This is a genomic window from Polynucleobacter meluiroseus, from assembly GCF_900205755.1.
GTDB lineage: Bacteria > Pseudomonadota > Gammaproteobacteria > Burkholderiales > Burkholderiaceae > Polynucleobacter > Polynucleobacter meluiroseus.
The window spans coordinates 135,205-152,296 of the sequence record NZ_OANS01000004.1; the positions used below are offsets into that span (position 1 = coordinate 135,205).

Consider the following 17,092-nt stretch of genomic DNA (forward strand, 5'->3'; position numbering starts at 1 on the left):
CCCTTGGCGGGCTGAAGATCAAGCCCCGCCCCATTTGTTAGTATTTTTGGCTGGTAAAATTGAACTAATTCAAAATTTCAATCTTTATTAGGACTTAAATCATGGCAAAAGCATTAGAGGGGGTCAAAATCCTCGATTTCACACACGTTCAGTCTGGGCCTACTTGCACGCAATTACTAGCTTGGTTTGGCGCAGATGTTATCAAGGTAGAAAAATCCGGTGAGGGTGATGCTACCCGCGGTCAATTACGCGATATTACCGATGCGGATAGCCTGTATTTCACAATGCTTAATCACAATAAACGCTCTATTACTGTCAACACTAAGACAAAAAGCGGTAAAGAGATTCTTGAGCGACTCATTAAAGAGTGTGATGTGCTGGTAGAAAACTTTGCACCAGGCGCATTGGATCGCATGGGTTTTACTTGGGAGCGGATTCAGGAGCTCAATCCTATGATGATCTTGGCATCTGTCAAAGGTTTCGGTCCAGGGCCTTACGAGGATTGCAAGGTGTACGAGAACGTGGCGCAATGCGCTGGCGGCTCGGCATCCACAACGGGATTTGATGATGGGCCACCGATGGTAACAGGGGCTCAAATTGGCGATAGCGGTACAGGTCTACATTTGGCACTAGGTATTGTGACGGCACTCTTCCAACGCACTCATAGTGGTCGCGGTCAAAAAGTATTGGTAGCAATGCAGGATGCCGTACTGAATTTGTGTCGTGTCAAACTGCGCGATCAGCAACGTTTAGAGCGGAACGGTGTGATGAAAGAATATCCACAATACCCTAACGGGACTTTTGGCGAGAGCGTACCGCGCGCAGGCAACGCCTCTGGCGGTGGTCAGCCGGGCTGGATTCTGAAATGCCAAGATTGGGAAACCGATCCTAATTCCTATATCTATGTCGTTGTTCAGGCTCCTGTCTGGGAGGCAATTTGTAAGGTGATTGGTAAAGAGGATTGGATTACCGATCCCGGCTATGCAACCCCTACGGCACGCTTACCCCGGTTGATGTCGATTTTTGCTGAGATCGAAAAATGGACGATGACTCATACTAAGTTTGAAGTAATGCAAACCCTAAATCAATATGACATTCCCTGTGGACCGATTTTGTCCATGAAGGAGCTTGCAGATGATGAGTCCCTGCGCGCCACAGGGACTGTGGTTGAAGTTGACCATCCGATTCGCGGCAAGTATCTCACCGTGGGTAATCCTATCAAGTTGTCTGATAGCGAAACTGAAGTCACGCGCTCACCCCTGCTCGGTGAACATACCGATGAAATTCTATCTGACTTAGGATTTAGTACAGATGAATTAATCTCTTTGCGCCACGAGAAGGTGATTTAATATGCGGATCGCTTTGATTGGAAGTGCTGATTTTGGTAAGGCTGCGTTAGAAGCCTTTATGGATCGGGGTGACGAGATTGTTGCTGTCTTCTGCCCACCCGATAATCCAAAGTCCACTAAGCCAGAAGTCCTTAAGGAGGCTGCGATAGCACGGGGGCTCACGCCTCTACAGTTTGCTTCCTTAAAGGGATCTGACGCCTCTCAGGCGATGATTGATAGTAAAGCCGACATTTGCGTCATGGCCTATGTCACGCAGTTTGTGCCGCAAGAGTTGGTCAAATTGCCAAGGCATGGCACGATTCAATATCACCCCTCTTTGCTGCCAAAATATCGAGGTCCCAGCGCAATTAACTGGGCAATTGCCTTAGGGGAAGAAAAAACCGGTTTAACGATCTTCCGCCCCTCCGATGGTCTTGACGAAGGTGCCATCATCTTGCAAAAAGAAGTGCCGATTGGGCCTAACGATAGTTTAGGCAAGATCTACTTCGAGCATTTGTTTCCCTTGGGAGTGCTGGCATTGCTTGAGGCTGCAGATCTAGTGGTTGCGGAACAGCATCAAGAGCACATTCAGGATGAGTCACTCGCTAATTACGAAGGTTGGTTTGATAGTAGGGCTGCACAAATTCATTGGACGACACACATTAATCAGATTTATAACCTCATTCGGGCGTGCAATCCAGCGCCGGGTGCGTGGACTCAATTTGGCGAACAAAAAGTACAGATCTACGATTGCCATAAGCACATCGCTCAAACGTTTTCTGCGGTTAAGGGTAAGGTCGGTGAAGTGACGCAGATTACCTTGCATTCTTTCTTTGTTGCCTGCCAAGGTGGTCAGATTGAAGTGCTTAAGGCAAAAGGGGCAGCAGGAAAAGTCAGTGGCGCCGAATTAGCCAATGAGTTAAAGCTCGAAGTGGGGCAGTTCTTTACTCTGTGAGCCGCAAGGCGGATTAGATTTCGAGGTTGTCGATTAAGCGAGTGTTCCCTAGCTTTGCAGCAGTCAAGATGACCAGCTGCTCGCCAGCCAAGAGGGCTTCATTGGTGGAGGGCGCTAGATCAGACTGCTGACGAATTGCCACGTAATCTGGTTGCCAGCCTTGGTGGACTAATTGAGCCACGGCTTTTTTCTCAATCGCGTCGATAGCTGCTTTATTGCGGTTGCTTAATTCCAGGACTTCGTGGCGCACATGACGCAATACATCCTGCAATTGCGGTGCAATCGCACGCTCTGCAGCAGAGAGGTAGCCATTGCGCGAAGATAGGGCTAAACCATCATCGGCACGAATAGTTTCCCCTGCAACAATTTCTACAGGTAATGCAAACTGCTTTGCCATCTGCCGAATAATCATCAGCTGTTGGTAATCTTTTTTACCGAAGACAGCGACTTTGGGTTGAACGCAAGAGAGGAGTTTAAGCACGACAGTGCAAACCCCTTTAAAGAAACCAGGACGAAACTCCCCCTCCAAAATATCCCCCAACTGCTGAGGTGGATCTACGCGATATTCTTGAGGCTGAGGGTAGAGCTCTCGTTCGGTTGGCGCAAATAGGATGTAAACACCTTCCTTCTCCAGTTTATCGATATCCGCTTGCATGGTGCGCGGATAACTGTCGAAGTCTTCATTGGGGCCAAACTGCAAGCGATTTACAAAAATACTGGCAACCACGGGATCACCATGTTGGCGTGCTAAACGCATCAGGGATAAATGACCCTCGTGCAAGTTGCCCATTGTGGGAACAAAGGAGGCGCGATTTTGACCGCGCAAGTGATCCCGTAACTCCTGAATATCGCTAATGATCTTCATGCGCTAGGTGTATAGGCAAGCCGCACGTAAATTGGCGCGTAGGGCTCAGCTTGGGTAATTTCTACTAAGGCTTCCCGCGACAGCTCAAGCATGGCAATGAAGTTCACAATGACAACGGGAACGCCACCACCAGACTGAATTGCATCCTCAAATAATTCGCCAAACTCGACAAAACGAGTGCTTTGTAGGCGTCTTAAGATACGGGTCATAAAATCCCGCACAGACAGGGTTTCACGGGTAATGGTGTGGTGTTGATTGAGTTTGGCACGGTGCAGCACGTCACGCCAAGCCGCTTGTAAATCTTCTACATCAACATCTGGCCAAGTGACGGCAACAGTGGTGTCAACGTATCCATGAGCAATCTGAAAATCTCGCCCTTGTTGTGGCATTTGATCTAACTCTTGAGCAGCAAGCTTCATACGCTCGTATTCCAGCAGGCGACGTACTAACTCAGCGCGGGGATCTTCAACCTCTTCATCACTATCGGCTTTTTTCATCGGCAAGAGCATGCGCGATTTAATTTCGATGAGCATGGCGGCCATCAGCAAATACTCAGCAGCAAGCTCGAGATTATGATGACGAATTTGATCGATATAGCTCAAGTACTGCAATGTGACTTGAGCCATCGGAATATCTAGTACATTGAAATTCTGCTTACGAATCAGATAAAGCAACAGGTCTAATGGGCCTTCAAATGCCTCTAAAAAAACCTCTAGAGCATCTGGTGGAATGTATAAATCAGTAGGTAGCTTAAATAAAGGCTCACCGTACAGCTTGGCAAAAGCAGAGGACATCCCGTCCGTAACGGACGGAGTGCTGTCGAGCAAATCCGGTAGGATCGGCTGCGGGTTTAGTTCAGTCATTCGAATACACGTAGCCGCGCTGTTTCACCTTAGCGGCCTTGGCACGACGCTGTTCTTCTACTGTCAGCGGTTCTTTATCCCATAAAAGCGCACGACCCGCCTGCTGACCGGCCTCTAAATCAGGCTTCTGGGATTTCAGTTCTTCTAAAAACTGGGTGAACTCGGATTGATATCTTGCCATGGTATTTCCTAAAATTCTTAATAAATTCAATTACTTACAATAATATAGGTATTTACATACTGCTAATACCCATATTATATAGGCCTATTTCTTTACAAATTCGCGGCCAACAAAGCTTCGATTTGAGGCGCCTCTACACGGGTCATGAGATGTTTGTATGGCTTGATAGGGCTCTGACTGTTTAAAGGCGTGTGGACATGCCCCCAGTTCAGGGGCGGTATGGATAAAAACTCCTCTACTCCGACAGCGATATTAGGCAACACCGGCTTGAGATAGAGGGTGAGTAAGCGAAACGCTTCTAAGGTCACGCTGCACACTCGCTGTAAATCTGCCTCTCGCTCTGGATCTTTGGCAATATCCCAAGGTTTATTGTCATCAACAAAGGCGTTCACTTGATCAGCTAATTCCATAACGGTACGCAATGCTTTTGCGTACTCACGAGCCTCATAGAGAGCCGCAATAGTTTCACTAGCTCCGGTGATATGAGTTATCAAGGTGTGATCCATTGCTTGATCATTTACCACCCCAGCAAAACGCTTCACTAAGAATCCAGCGCTACGGCTGGCGATATTGATGTACTTGCCTAAAAGGTCGCTGTTCACGCGTGCGACAAAGTCTTGAAGATTCAGATCCAAATCTTCTAAGCTGTCATTAAGTTTGGTGGCAAAGTAATAGCGGAACCATTCGGGATTAAAGCCGCACTCCATCACGCTATGTGCTGAGATGAGCGTGCCACGGGACTTGCTCATCTTTTCGCCATCGACTGTCAGGAAACCGTGGGCAAAAACATTGGTAGGCGTGCGGTAGCCAGCGAAATGTAAGGTTGCTGGCCAAAACAAGGTATGGAAATACAGAATGTCTTTGCCAATAAAGTGATATTGCTCGGTAGTAGTGTCAGGGCTGACCCACTCATCGAAGTTCAGACCAGTTTGCTCGCAATATTTGAGAAAACTCGCGTAATACCCAATAGGGGCATCAAGCCAGACGTAAAAGTATTTACCAGGAGCGTCCGGAATCTCAAAGCCAAAGTAGGGCGCGTCACGTGAGATATCCCAGTCACCCAACTTACTTTCACCAGGTTGACCGACCCATTCTTTCATCTTATTGCGCGCCTCAGGCTGAAGCGGTGTTTTTACTTGTGTCCAGTCGCGCAGGAAGTTCTCACATCGAGGGTCCGACAGCTTGAAAAAATAATGGTCTGATAATTTTTTGATCGGAGTGGCGCCACTCACAACGGAGAAGGGATTCTTTAAATCGGTTGGCGAGTAAGTTGCGCCGCACTTTTCACAAGAGTCACCATATTGATCTTTAGCGCCGCATTTTGGACATTCACCCTTGATAAACCGATCGGGCAAAAACATTTCTTTGACGGGATCGTAGGCTTGCTCAATGGTGCGCATTTCAATCAGGCCAGCATCGCGCAACTTCAGATAAATACTTTGAGAAAGCGTTTCATTCTCAGGGCTATCGGTGGTGTAGTAATGATCAAACGAGATCAGAAAATCATCGAAGTCACGTTTATGCTCTTGCCAAACCTTGGCAATCAGTTCTTTTGGTGTGAGGCCTTCTTTTTCCGCGCGCAACATAATGGGCGTGCCATGGGTATCGTCAGCCCCAACGTAATGCACTTCATGTCCCCGCATTCTCTGAAAGCGTACCCAAATATCGGTTTGGACATACTCCACTAAATGCCCAATATGAATTTGGCCATTGGCATAAGGTAAGGCGGAGGTCACTAAAAGGCGACGGGGTTGGCTGCTCATGAAAACGAACTTAAATAAGAATCAAATTAAAAAAAGGGCGAATATGAGATTATGGGGCTTAGGGCATGATCCAGCAGCCATTTTAAACTGCGGTTAAAGTAATCCCCGTTTGTAAAATGCCTTGAAACTTCGCTGTGAACCTATTAAGAGACTGCAATATGGCTGTTCCCCCCACAATTCAGATGTCCAACGCTTCGGTACCTTTGGTGCACGAGGTGGAGATATTGGACGAAGCAGGTCGAAAAAAAACCACCTTTATCCCCGGGGAGCGTCCTTTAACGATTTATTTGGATAAGCGTGAGGTCGTCACGCTGATGACCTTGGGAAGTGCGCCAGAGGCTTTGGTGTTGGGCTATTTGCGTAATCAGCGTTTAGTTGAGTCAGCGTACGATATCGAAAGTATCCAGGTTGATTGGGAGACGGATTCAGCAGCAGTCAAAACGCTTCGCAGTACAGTCAACATTGATGAGTTAACGAGTAAGCGGGTGGTTACCACCGGTTGCGGCCAAGGCACGATGTTTGGGGGCTTAATTGAGGAAATGGCGCAAATTCGTCTATCTGAAGGACCTATGCTGACCCAAGAGGCCGTTGTCGCGCTGGTCGATGAAATCCGCAAACATGACTCCATTTATAAAAAATCAGGCTCGGTTCACGCTTGCGCCGTATTTGAGCGGGACGGAAACCATGGCGTACGACTGCTTCATTTTATTGAGGATGTTGGGCGCCATAACGCAGTCGACTCCATTTCAGGCCTCTTATGGCTGGATAACAAAGTAGGTAGGGATTTAATTTTCTTTACTACTGGGCGTCTTACCTCGGAGATGGTGATCAAAGGCGCGCAGATGGGCATTCCTTTTTTGCTGACCCGCTCCGGCGTCACCCTGATGGGCCTAGAACTGGCTCGCACCACTAATCTCACCCTCTTATCCCGCTGCTCTGGCAAGCATTTCGAGATTTATAACGCCCCCGAGAGAGTTCAGCTCAGCTCAGTGAGCTAGTTTTTTGGTATGCGGTGAGGGTTGGTTTTACAATCACGGCATGACTATTAAATCAGACCACTGGATTCGCCGCATGGGCGAGCAAGGCATGATCAGCCCATTTGAGCCTGGTCAAGTTCGCCAAGATGCCGACGGCAACAAAATTGTGAGCTATGGCACCTCAAGCTACGGTTACGACATCCGTTGTGCCGATGAGTTCAAGATTTTTACCAACATCAACAGTACGATCGTGGACCCTAAAAATTTCGACGAACAATCGTTTGTGGATTTCAAGGGACCCGTCTGCATCATTCCGCCCAACTCATTCGCCTTAGCAAGAACGGTGGAATATTTTAAGATTCCTCGCAGTGTATTAACAGTCTGCGTTGGTAAGAGTACTTATGCGCGTTGCGGAATCATCGTCAACGTGACTCCGTTTGAGCCAGAGTGGGAAGGGTACGTCACCCTCGAGTTTTCCAACACCACTCCGTTACCAGCCAAAATTTACGCCGGCGAAGGTTGCGCTCAAGTACTATTTTTTGAGAGCGACGAAATTTGCGGTACGTCTTATAAAGACCGCGGTGGCAAGTATCAGGGTCAGACGGGTGTGACTCTGCCTAAGACCTAAGTTTCTTGTGACAATGGGTTGATTACGGGGTACCACGAGAGCCTAGTTAGCCAAGTGTGTGTCCGGCATGTTTATTTTCCTAAAAACGTACATCAAAATACGACTTTTATGGATATAGTCTCAGTTTTGCCAGATGGCGGTCGGATGATTGATCTAGCCAATTTTGATAAGTGGGCCCTCATGTCTTCGGACTAGTCAGCAGGAGAGTTGTTATGAAATTTCGTTTCCCTATCATCATTATTGATGAGGATTTTCGTTCGGAAAATATTTCTGGCTCAGGTATTCGTGACCTAGCAGAAGCGATTGAAACGGAAGGGATGGAAGTGATTGGTCTAACCAGTTACGGCGACCTGACCTCATTTGCCCAGCAAGCCTCGCGTGCCTCCGCTTTTATTGTTTCCATTGATGATGAAGAGCTCATCACTGACTCAGAAGACCAAGACTTACCGGCGCTTAATAATCTGCGCGCTTTCTTGGTTGAAGTGCGTAAGCGTAACGACTATATCCCTATCTTTTTGTATGGTGAGACACGCACGTCGCGCCATATGCCTAACGATATCTTGCGCGAACTGCATGGCTTCATTCATATGAATGAAGATACCCCTGAGTTTGTGGCACGCCATATTATTCGTGAAGCCAAGGTCTATCTTGATTCCCTGGCACCCCCATTTTTCCGTGCCTTAACCAATTACGCTTCCGAAGGTTCTTACTCATGGCATTGCCCAGGTCACTCGGGTGGTGTGGCGTTCTTAAAGAGCCCTGTAGGCCGAATGTTTCATCAATTTTTCGGTGAAAACATGCTGCGTGCGGACGTGTGCAATGCAGTTGAAGAATTGGGTCAGTTGCTGGATCACACGGGGCCGGTATTGCAAAGTGAACGTAACGCTGCCCGCATCTTCAATGCCGATCACTTATTCTTCGTGACCAATGGCACTTCAACTTCAAACAAAATTGTTTGGCATTCCACTGTAGCTCCTGGCGATGTGGTGATTGTCGATCGTAACTGCCATAAGTCAGTAATTCACTCCATCACCATGATGGGTGCGATTCCGATTTTCCTCATGCCAACTCGTAATCACTTAGGCATTATTGGACCGATTCCGAAAGAAGAGTTTGAGTGGAAGAACATCCAGAAAAAAATTGATGCCAATCCGTTTATTAAGAATAAGAATGTCGTGCCCCGCGTAATGACGCTTACCCAAAGTACCTACGATGGGATTGTGTACAACGTCGAGATGATTAAAGAAATGCTTGACGGTAAAGTCGATTCCCTACACTTTGACGAAGCTTGGTTACCGCACGCCGCTTTCCATCCGTTCTATAAAGATATGCATGCTATTGGTGACGGCAAGCGTACTAAAAAGAGTTTGATGTTTGCTACTCAGTCTACCCATAAGTTGCTAGCCGGACTTTCACAAGCCTCGCAAGTGCTGGTGCAAGATGCCGAAGATAATAAGTTAGATCGTGATCGTTTCAACGAGGCGTACTTAATGCATACGTCGACGAGCCCACAGTACGCCATCATTGCCTCATGCGATGTCTCCGCCGCCATGATGGAGTCGCCTGGCGGCACTACGTTAGTGGAAGAGTCGATTGCCGAGGCGATGGATTTCCGTCGCGCTATGCGTGAGGTGGATGAGAAGTTTGGCGCTGACTGGTGGTTTAAGGTTTGGGGTCCAGATCATTTGGCTGAAGAAGGCATTGGTGAGCGCTCAGACTGGATTTTGGAAGCCTCAGATAATTGGCACGATTTTGGTAATCTGGCTAAAGACTTCAATATGCTCGATCCCATTAAGGCAACGGTGGTTACACCCGGCTTAGACATTGAAGGCAACTTCGGCGCAATGGGAATTCCTGCCAGCATTGTGACCAAATACTTGGCTGAGCACGGTGTGATCGTGGAGAAGTGTGGTTTGTATTCTTTCTTCATTATGTTCACCATCGGTATCACCAAAGGGCGCTGGAATACCTTGGTTACCGAGCTACAACAGTTTAAAGATCACTTCGATAAAAATGCCCCCTTATGGAAGGTCTTGCCAGAATTCGTATCGAAGCACCCAAGATATGAACGTGTTGGCTTAAAAGATATTTGCCAAGAGATTCATGAGTTTTATAAGAGCCGTGACGTTGCGCGTATGACTACGGAAATGTATCTCTCCGATATGGTTCCTGCCATGCTGCCTTCAGAGGCTTGGGCCAAGATGGCCCACAAGGAAGTCGATCGCGTCCCGCTTGATCAACTAGAGGGCCGTATTACAGCCATGCTAGTTACCCCTTATCCCCCAGGCATTCCGCTCTTGATTCCTGGTGAGCGTTTTAACAAACGTATTGTGGATTATCTCTACTTCGCGCGGGACTTCAACGAGAAGTTTCCTGGCTTTGAGACCGATATTCACGGCTTAGTTAAGGGTGAGGTGGATGGGCGTAGTGAGTCATTTGTAGACTGCGTCAAAGCCGAGAGAGATATTACTTTGTGATGCTGGTCAACGCCCTAGGGCGTTGACTTACTTAGAGTGCTGAACGAGCGCGAGTGATTGCGGCAAGCACTTGTGCTGGAGCGGTGCCGCCTACATGCTGACGTGACTCTACTGAGCCCTCGACAGTCAATAGCGCAAATACATCATCACCCATCATTTCAGGGCGACTATCTAAGCCGCAGGCAAAGCGCAATTCAGCAAGGCTTAAATCAGTCAACATGCAGTTTCTGCCAACACAGGCTTTGACTGCATGGGCCACCGCTTCATGCGCATCTCTAAAGGCGAGACCTTTTTTAACGAGGTAGTCTGCTAAATCCGTTGCTGTAGCAAAACCTTCCTCAGCAGCCGCTTTCATAACATCCGCCTTGACATCAATATGGGGGATCATGTCTGCAAAAATGCGTAAGGTATCTTGCACTGTATCGACTGCATCAAATAAAGGCTCTTTGTCTTCTTGATTATCTTTGTTGTAAGCCAAGGGCTGGCTCTTCATCAAGGTTAATAAAGACATGAGGTCCCCATAGACTCGACCCGTTTTGCCGCGGGCTAGTTCTGGAACGTCGGGATTTTTCTTTTGCGGCATGATGGAGCTACCAGTACAAAAGCGATCGGGTAGATCAATAAAGCCAAAGCGGGGACTTAGCCAGAGTACAAGCTCTTCGGATAAACGAGAAACGTGCATCATCAAGATGGCAGAAAAAGCGCAGAACTCAATAGCAAAGTCACGATCGGATACAGCATCTAAAGAGTTATGGCAAAGACCATCGAAGCCGAGAGCACGAGCTACTTGCTCACGATCAATCGGATAGGTGGTTCCAGCCAGGGCAGCAGCTCCCAGCGGAAGGTAATTAAAACGGGCACGCAGATCGCTTAAGCGGCTATTGTCGCGGCTGAACATTTCGTAATAGGCCATCAGATGGTGGCCGAAGGTGATCGGCTGAGCGACTTGCAAATGCGTATGTCCAGGCATGATCGTGCCAGCATGTTTTTCTGCAAGATTCAGCAGAGCAATGCGCAAGGTCTTCAATGTGCCGGCAATGTCATCCACACTGCCGCGCAACCACAGTCTTAAATCCGTAGCCACTTGGTCATTGCGTGAGCGACCTGTGTGCAAGCGCTTGCCCGCATCGCCAACCAATTCAGTAAGGCGAGCTTCAATGTTGAGATGTACATCTTCTAAGGCAAGTTGCCATTCAAATTGGCCAGACTCAATCTCAGCTTGAATCTGCGCCATACCGCGCTCGATATCCGCCAAATCTTGCGTATGAATAATCTGCTTGTCAGCCAACATGCGCGCGTGGGCTAAGGATCCGGCGATGTCCACTAGGGCAAAACGCTGATCAAACCCAATAGAGGCGGTATAGCGCTGCACTAGTTCATCAACGGGTTCGTTGAAACGGGCCGACCAGGCTTGGGCTTTGTTGGATAGGGAGTTATTAGTTGAGCTCATAAACACAGTATATTGGTGAAGGTTTCCTATTATTTTAAATGTTATGGCTCCTAGCCCCGCTTCTTCTTATCCCACCCGCTTGATCATTGCCTCGCGCGAGAGTCGTCTAGCCATGTGGCAGGCTGAATTCGTCCAAGCAAGCCTCAAAAGCTGTTATCCAGACTGCGATGTGCAGATTTTGGGGATGACTACGCGTGGCGATCAAATCTTAGACAAAACCTTATCTAAAGTGGGCGGTAAGGGCCTGTTTGTTAAAGAACTGGAAACCGCTTTAGAGGAGGGTCGCGCTGATTTGGCGGTGCATTCCCTAAAAGATGTACCGATGGTCATGCCTCCGGGGTTTGATTTGGCCTGTGTCATGGCGCGGGAAGATGCGCGCGACGCCTTCGTCTCTCCAAACTATGCAAACCTCGCAGAGTTACCGCAGGGGGCTGTCGTTGGCACTTCTAGTCTGCGCCGAGAGTCTATGCTCAGGGCGCAGTATCCGCATTTAGAGATTCAGCCACTGCGCGGCAATCTAGATACGCGCTTAGGCAAGCTGGATCACGGTGACTATCAAGCAATTATTTTGGCCGCCGCTGGCTTAAAACGTCTAGGCTTAGAGGGCCGCATTAAAGCGCTTTTGCCGATTGACCCGTTTACGCCTGCAGCCGGTCAAGGCGCCTTAGGAATCGAGACCCTGAGTGCGAGTGGCATACAGGGCTGGTTAGCGCCATTGAACGATATGCCCACCCTGCTAGCCGTTACAGCAGAGCGGATGGTGTCACGTCAGCTTGGAGGATCGTGTGAAGTGCCTTTGGCCGCCTATGCCTTTTGGGATGCTGGACTTTTAAAGATGCGGGCCTATGTTGCAAGCGTTGACGGTAAGACTATCTGTATGGCAAAAGCCACTGCTGCAGTATCAACCCCAACAGAAGCCGAAGCCCTAGGTTTGTCAGTCGCACAAGACCTGCTTACTCAGGGTGCTGCTAGCCTTTTACCCAAGCTCAAATAGTATGAGTAAGAAGACTATTGTGATTACGCGACCCAGCAGTCAAGCCAAACATTTGGCAGACTTGCTTAGTGCCGACTTATTGCATCATCCATTGCTTGATCAAGCTGTACCGAGATTGCTGAATCTGCCTTTATTGACGATCGTTCCGCGTATAGAACCCGCTTTAGCGCAGCAGGTGCTTAGCGCCCTTGAAAGCGCTGATCTAGCTATCTTCGTTAGCCCAAATGCGATTGAGAGCACACTACAGCTCATTAAAAGGCCTTGGCAAGAGGCCGCAGGAACATCCATGCCAGTAGCCGTTATGGGCGGCGGCAGTCTGCAGGCTTTACACAATCATGGCATTGGCCAGGAGCTTTCTCCAACAACTATTTTGATGCCTCAGCAAAATGATCAATGGGACTCAGAGGGTTTATGGGAGGTACTGCAATCATCAAAAAGCGATTGGTCTGGTCGTAAAGTGCTCATTTTTAAAGGGGAGGGTGGGCGCGACTGGCTGGCTGATACTTTAAGTGCTGCTGGTGCCTTGGTAGAAGCTATTGCGGTGTATTCCAGGGCGCCTCTAGAATTGAGTCATCCTGCCTGGGGCGACCTTAAGGAAATCGATTTTTCTCAATCGCTTTGGTTACTAACTTCTTCTGAAGCAGTGCGCTATTTAGGCCAAGTGATGCAGCAACCTTTTCAAGGTGCCCTACAAAAGGCTAGCGCGGTTTGTTCTCATCCAGCGATTACTTCTGCGGCAGAGCAGATTGGCTTTGGAGAAGTCTTCTCCTGCGAGCCAGGGGATGCTGCCTTGGTGGAGGCTACTAGAGTGTGGTTGGATAGCTCAGCAAGCTAGGCAAAAAGAGTTCAGTCACTAGGATTGGATGGCCTTTGAGGCGATAGAGGGTGCGCCTACCCCACAGCGAGCGCGGCAGAGTCTTAAAGCGTTTTGAGAAGCTTAGCCAAAGAGGATCGCCTTTAGTTAAGAAGGTAATTTCTCGGGAATGCATTTGTTTGCTTTGCTGCTGAGTATTGGCAAATAAGAGCGCGCCTAAGGGGCGCTGACCTAATGATAGAGGTGCATGATTGATGCCGCCAGCACTAGTCTTGGGAATAATACTGCGCGCCATTACTAGAGGCTGACCGTTTGCGCACAGTAGCACTTCACGAACTCGGCATCGTCTGAGCCGGAAATGAAAATAGCGACTTTCGTCGCTATTTAAGTTTTGGCGACCATCACTTAGAACAATCACTGAGAGTGTCTGACCGATAGTGCGCTCAATTTTTTGAGTTAAAGAACCGCTGTCACTCAACCAAGCTTGCCACTCTCGTGGGGCTTGATGGAGTTCACCGGAATCGACTCGACTCCAAAGGGAACAGAGACGACTTCGGCGAGACATCATTAACTACCGCTAAAGTTCCTGCGTTGACCACCCGCTTTAGGTTTAGCAAAACGGGGACCAGCGGAAGGACGTGAGTCACCAGTACGCGCTGGATGCGAATCCGCGGAGCGGCTAGGACGTGAGTCGCTTGAAGGTGAGCGTGGCTCAGAAGAGCGTGACTCGAAGTGATTACCGCTAGGACGGCCGCTGGCGTTACCACCGCCACCACCAGAGCGAGACTCAGAGCGAGCGCCGGAGCCATAACGACCGCCGCCACCACCAGAGCGATTGCCACCGCCACCACCACCAGAGCGACCGCCGCCTGGGCGACCACCACCACCGCCACCACCAAAACTTGGTTTTGCTTGTGGCTCAAGACCGGCAATCACTGAAGCAACGATATCTTGCTGCGTAAAGCGCTCAATATTTCGGATCTTCGCGCGATCACGGTGTTCAACCAAAGTAATCGCAACGCCGTTACGACCAGCACGTCCCGTTCTACCGATACGGTGCGTATAGTCCTCTGGCTTCATTGGTAAACCAAAGTTAATTACGTGAGTAATACGGGGTACGTCAATACCACGAGCCGCTACGTCAGTGGCTACCAAAATCTTGGTGTGACCTTTACGTAGTGATTCTAGGCGACGCATCCGTACAGCTTGAGGCATCGCGCCATGCAAGGCACTCGCTTCATAACCGTTTGCACGCAGTGTGTCAGCAATTTTTTCGCTTTCAACTTGAGTGCTAGCAAACACAACCGCTTGATCCAAAGTGGCATCAGCCAAAATGTGCTCAAGCAACTTGTGCTTGTGTGAGGTGCTATCAGCCCAATGCAATTTCTGCTGAATGTTAGCGTGCTTCTCACCTGCGTGAGCAAGTTCAATCCGCTTTGCATTCGTAGTCAATTCATTAGCCAAGGACATGATCTTTGGTGCAAAAGTAGCCGAGAACATCAAAGTTTGATTGCGTCCAGAACAACGCTTATCAATTGCTTCGAGGTCATCAGCAAATCCCATGTCGAGCATGCGATCGGCTTCGTCGATTACTAATTGTTTTACATCGTCAAGGCGAATGGCTTTGCTGTCACATAAGTCGAGCAAACGACCTGGTGTGGCAACTACCAATGAAGCGCCTTTAATGGCTTGGATCTGCTTGCCGTAAGGCATGCCACCCATCACAGTAGCGATGCGGACGCCTTTCAGGCCGCGCACTAAGTTCACAGCATCAGCCGTAACCTGTTGGGCTAGTTCACGAGTAGGGCAGAGCACTAACACTGAAGGTTGTGCGCGACCGGGTACAGGTGAGCTATTTGGATTAGCTTCAATCAGTTGATGAATTAAGGGTAATAAAAAGGCTGCGGTTTTACCGCTTCCGGTTTGGCTGCTGACCAATAGGTCTCCACCAGCTAAAGCGGCAGGGACAACCTGAGCTTGAACTTCAGTGGCTTGGGTGTAACCCAATTCAGCGATATTTTTAAGTAGTGAGGCCGCTAAGCCAAAAGACTGAAAAGAATTTTCAGTGGATTTTGCGTCCGTGGACTCGTGATTAGTTTCTTTAGAAAAAGTCATGCTATTACTCATCCCCTTTTAAGGGATGTCTCCGTGTATACACTCGTGTTTTTTGATGAGTGTGATGGTCAAAGGCATCGACCATCAGACAGGCGGCAGCGTTGTTGTGTTTATGACTTCTAAACTAATCGCTGAAATATAGCTGGGGGGCGATGAATCAAATTGCTTTAAAAAAGCCACTTATTATGGCATTTACGCAAACGGATTACAAGGGTTATCCCTAAATAAAACTCAGGCTTATCTTAACCAACGTATCAAGCGTTCAACTTTGGGTCCGTAAGGTGGTCGGACCACTTTCGTGCCACGTAAGAATCGCATGCCAAAAAATCCCCTCACATCCAAAATCGATTTTTGGTGAGTAAAGGTATCAAACCCAGCTTTACCATGGTACGCCCCCATGCCGCTTGCCCCTACTCCGCCAAAAGGAAGCTCTTCAACACCGATATGCAAGAGGGTGTCATTGACAGTAACGCCACCAGAGCTGGTCTCTGCCAAAACGCGCTGTAGTGCAGTTTTATCTTTACCAAAAAAATACAGCGCAAGGGGCTTTGGTTTTTGATTAACGAACGCAATTGCCGCGGAAATATCTGCTGCTACAACGATAGGCAAGATGGGGCCAAAAAGCTCTTCTTGCATTACTAGAGCATCTTGCGGCACCTTGATTAAAGCCACCGGGGTAAAGCGGGGCGGATGCTGACTATCTTGGGCATTCGCTTTGAGAAGCGGAATTGCCTGCGCGCCTTTATCAAGCGCATCTTTTAGTAAGCGTTCCCAGCGAGCCAATTGCTTATCGTCAATCGGACCAGTTAATTCAGCTGGATTGGAAAATTGCGCTTGCGCTGCAATTTGTAATTCGTCAATAAAGCGTGTGGCATCACCGTCCTGAATCAAGACGTAATCGGGGGCGATGCAAGTTTGACCGCTATTCAGTAACTTGCCATACACAATGCTACTGGCAGCTTCCTTAAGATCGGCTGAAGAATCAACGATTGCTGGCGATTTACCGCCTAACTCCAAAGTGACGGGGGTTAAGTTATTCGCTGCAGCATGCATTACCTTGATGCCAACGTGCTCTGAGCCAGTAAAGAAAAGATGGTCGAAGGGCAGCGCGGCAATACTCTCCGCGACATCTGCACCCCCAGTGCTGACGCTAAATTCGCTAGGGTGAAAATATTCTGCAATCAACTGCGCTAAAAACCCAGAGGTACGAGAGCAGCGTTCGGAAGGTTTTAACCACACGCGATTGCCCGCAGCAAGCGCTGCAATGGCGGGAATAAGAGCCAATTGCACTGGATAGTTCCATGGGCTCAAAATACCCACCACTCCAAGTGCTTGGTTTTGTACCCAAGCCTGGGAGGAGCCCATGTAAAACGGAACTTCCATTTGTACAGGCTTGAGCCATTCTTTGAGGTGCTTACGCGTGTATTTGCATGCTTGATAAATCATCTGAAACTCAGCTAGCCGAGTTTCAATTGGGTTACGAACCCCAAAATCCGCAGAAATCGCCTTGCAAATTTTTTCTTCATTATTAGCGATCATTTTTTCAATTCGCCCGATGCGCTCCAGCCTCACCTCAAGAGTGGGATTGGGTTCGGCCGCGAATGCTGCCTTGAGTTCTTCGAATTGGAGGGTAAAACGATTCATAATGGGGACCAAGCTGGGCAAGCAATGAAATAAAGCAT

The 17,092-nt window shown here is 48.6% G+C and carries 15 protein-coding genes; 7 read left to right on the top strand and 8 right to left on the bottom strand.

What is annotated here, in order from left to right:
- Positions 1-101: 101 nt before the first annotated feature.
- Complete coding sequence (frc, locus tag CP950_RS08015) at positions 102-1,349, top strand: formyl-CoA transferase (RefSeq protein ID WP_096674170.1); 1,248 nt, start codon at positions 102-104, stop codon at positions 1,347-1,349.
- 1 nt (position 1,350) lies between these two features.
- Positions 1,351-2,283, top strand: coding sequence for a methionyl-tRNA formyltransferase (locus CP950_RS08020; protein ID WP_096674172.1), 933 nt, complete (start codon positions 1,351-1,353; stop codon positions 2,281-2,283).
- A 13-nt stretch (positions 2,284-2,296) separates the two neighbouring features.
- Here CP950_RS08020 and panC read toward each other — a convergent pair whose 3' ends face one another.
- From panC to metG, 4 genes are all read right to left on the bottom strand, one after another.
- Complete coding sequence (gene panC / locus CP950_RS08025) at positions 2,297-3,148, bottom strand: pantoate--beta-alanine ligase (RefSeq protein ID WP_096674174.1); 852 nt, start codon at positions 3,146-3,148, stop codon at positions 2,297-2,299.
- Complete coding sequence (locus tag CP950_RS08030) at positions 3,145-4,011, bottom strand: segregation and condensation protein A (RefSeq protein ID WP_096674176.1); 867 nt, start codon at positions 4,009-4,011, stop codon at positions 3,145-3,147. The genes panC and CP950_RS08030 overlap by 4 nt, the downstream gene beginning before the upstream one ends.
- A complete protein-coding gene (locus CP950_RS08035; RefSeq protein ID WP_096674177.1) occupies positions 4,004-4,192 on the bottom strand; it encodes a DUF3460 family protein in 189 nt (62 codons plus the stop codon). Before CP950_RS08035 ends, CP950_RS08030 begins: the two co-directional genes overlap by 8 nt.
- Before the next feature lie 92 nt (positions 4,193-4,284).
- Complete coding sequence (gene metG / locus CP950_RS08040) at positions 4,285-5,955, bottom strand: methionine--tRNA ligase (RefSeq protein WP_096674179.1); 1,671 nt, start codon at positions 5,953-5,955, stop codon at positions 4,285-4,287.
- Between the two features lie 158 nt (positions 5,956-6,113).
- Here metG and CP950_RS08045 point away from each other — a divergent pair, with 158 nt between their 5' ends.
- From CP950_RS08045 to CP950_RS08055, 3 genes are all read left to right on the top strand, one after another.
- Positions 6,114-6,953, top strand: coding sequence for a formate dehydrogenase accessory sulfurtransferase FdhD (locus tag CP950_RS08045; protein ID WP_096674181.1), 840 nt, complete (start codon positions 6,114-6,116; stop codon positions 6,951-6,953).
- A gap of 40 nt (positions 6,954-6,993) precedes the next feature.
- A complete protein-coding gene (gene dcd / locus CP950_RS08050) occupies positions 6,994-7,560 on the top strand; it encodes a dCTP deaminase (RefSeq protein ID WP_096674183.1) in 567 nt (188 codons plus the stop codon).
- Between the two features lie 212 nt (positions 7,561-7,772).
- Positions 7,773-10,037 carry an arginine/lysine/ornithine decarboxylase gene (locus tag CP950_RS08055; RefSeq protein WP_096674186.1) on the top strand — a complete coding sequence of 755 codons (2,265 nt, stop codon included), beginning with the start codon at positions 7,773-7,775 and terminating at the stop codon, positions 10,035-10,037.
- 31 nt (positions 10,038-10,068) lie between these two features.
- On the opposite strand, the gene argH is transcribed toward CP950_RS08055, so the two are convergent.
- Entirely contained in the window at positions 10,069-11,487 is a 1,419-nt protein-coding gene (argH, locus tag CP950_RS08060) for an argininosuccinate lyase (protein ID WP_096674188.1), read from the bottom strand.
- Positions 11,488-11,530: 43 nt separating this feature from the next.
- Here argH and hemC point away from each other — a divergent pair, with 43 nt between their 5' ends.
- Together hemC and CP950_RS08070 are read left to right on the top strand one after the other, a co-directional pair.
- Positions 11,531-12,481: a hydroxymethylbilane synthase gene (gene hemC / locus CP950_RS08065; protein WP_096674190.1), complete on the top strand. Its 951-nt coding sequence runs from the start codon at positions 11,531-11,533 to the stop codon at positions 12,479-12,481.
- Between the two features lies 1 nt (position 12,482).
- Complete coding sequence (locus tag CP950_RS08070; RefSeq protein ID WP_096674192.1) at positions 12,483-13,316, top strand: uroporphyrinogen-III synthase; 834 nt, start codon at positions 12,483-12,485, stop codon at positions 13,314-13,316.
- Here CP950_RS08070 and CP950_RS08075 read toward each other — a convergent pair.
- The 3 genes from CP950_RS08075 to CP950_RS08085 form a co-directional block, all read right to left on the bottom strand.
- Positions 13,285-13,863, bottom strand: a complete 579-nt coding sequence (locus CP950_RS08075) for a chorismate--pyruvate lyase family protein (protein ID WP_243391956.1) — start codon at positions 13,861-13,863, stop codon at positions 13,285-13,287. The genes CP950_RS08070 and CP950_RS08075 overlap by 32 nt on opposite strands.
- Positions 13,863-15,410, bottom strand: a complete 1,548-nt coding sequence (locus tag CP950_RS08080) for a DEAD/DEAH box helicase (RefSeq protein WP_096674194.1) — start codon at positions 15,408-15,410, stop codon at positions 13,863-13,865. Before CP950_RS08080 ends, CP950_RS08075 begins: the two co-directional genes overlap by 1 nt.
- 237 nt (positions 15,411-15,647) lie before the next feature.
- Positions 15,648-17,054 carry an aldehyde dehydrogenase family protein gene (locus CP950_RS08085; protein WP_096674196.1) on the bottom strand — a complete coding sequence of 469 codons (1,407 nt, stop codon included), beginning with the start codon at positions 17,052-17,054 and terminating at the stop codon, positions 15,648-15,650.
- Positions 17,055-17,092: the final 38 nt, after the last annotated feature.

What these genes read in the sequence shown, in the direction of transcription:
- CP950_RS08055 (WP_096674186.1), top strand. Translation starts at nt 7,773, where the DNA reads ATGAAATTTCGTTTCCCTATCATCATTATTGATGAGGATTTTCGTTCG.
- metG (WP_096674179.1), bottom strand. Translation starts at nt 5,955, where the DNA reads ATGAGCAGCCAACCCCGTCGCCTTTTAGTGACCTCCGCCTTACCTTAT.
- CP950_RS08020 (WP_096674172.1), top strand. Translation starts at nt 1,351, where the DNA reads ATGCGGATCGCTTTGATTGGAAGTGCTGATTTTGGTAAGGCTGCGTTA.
- hemC (WP_096674190.1), top strand. Translation starts at nt 11,531, where the DNA reads ATGGCTCCTAGCCCCGCTTCTTCTTATCCCACCCGCTTGATCATTGCC.
- CP950_RS08075 (WP_243391956.1), bottom strand. Translation starts at nt 13,863, where the DNA reads ATGATGTCTCGCCGAAGTCGTCTCTGTTCCCTTTGGAGTCGAGTCGAT.
- CP950_RS08080 (WP_096674194.1), bottom strand. Translation starts at nt 15,410, where the DNA reads ATGACTTTTTCTAAAGAAACTAATCACGAGTCCACGGACGCAAAATCC.
- frc (WP_096674170.1), top strand. Translation starts at nt 102, where the DNA reads ATGGCAAAAGCATTAGAGGGGGTCAAAATCCTCGATTTCACACACGTT.
- CP950_RS08035 (WP_096674177.1), bottom strand. Translation starts at nt 4,192, where the DNA reads ATGGCAAGATATCAATCCGAGTTCACCCAGTTTTTAGAAGAACTGAAA.
- argH (WP_096674188.1), bottom strand. Translation starts at nt 11,487, where the DNA reads ATGAGCTCAACTAATAACTCCCTATCCAACAAAGCCCAAGCCTGGTCG.
- CP950_RS08085 (WP_096674196.1), bottom strand. Translation starts at nt 17,054, where the DNA reads ATGAATCGTTTTACCCTCCAATTCGAAGAACTCAAGGCAGCATTCGCG.
- CP950_RS08045 (WP_096674181.1), top strand. Translation starts at nt 6,114, where the DNA reads ATGGCTGTTCCCCCCACAATTCAGATGTCCAACGCTTCGGTACCTTTG.
- panC (WP_096674174.1), bottom strand. Translation starts at nt 3,148, where the DNA reads ATGAAGATCATTAGCGATATTCAGGAGTTACGGGATCACTTGCGCGGT.
- CP950_RS08070 (WP_096674192.1), top strand. Translation starts at nt 12,483, where the DNA reads ATGAGTAAGAAGACTATTGTGATTACGCGACCCAGCAGTCAAGCCAAA.
- dcd (WP_096674183.1), top strand. Translation starts at nt 6,994, where the DNA reads ATGACTATTAAATCAGACCACTGGATTCGCCGCATGGGCGAGCAAGGC.
- CP950_RS08030 (WP_096674176.1), bottom strand. Translation starts at nt 4,011, where the DNA reads ATGACTGAACTAAACCCGCAGCCGATCCTACCGGATTTGCTCGACAGC.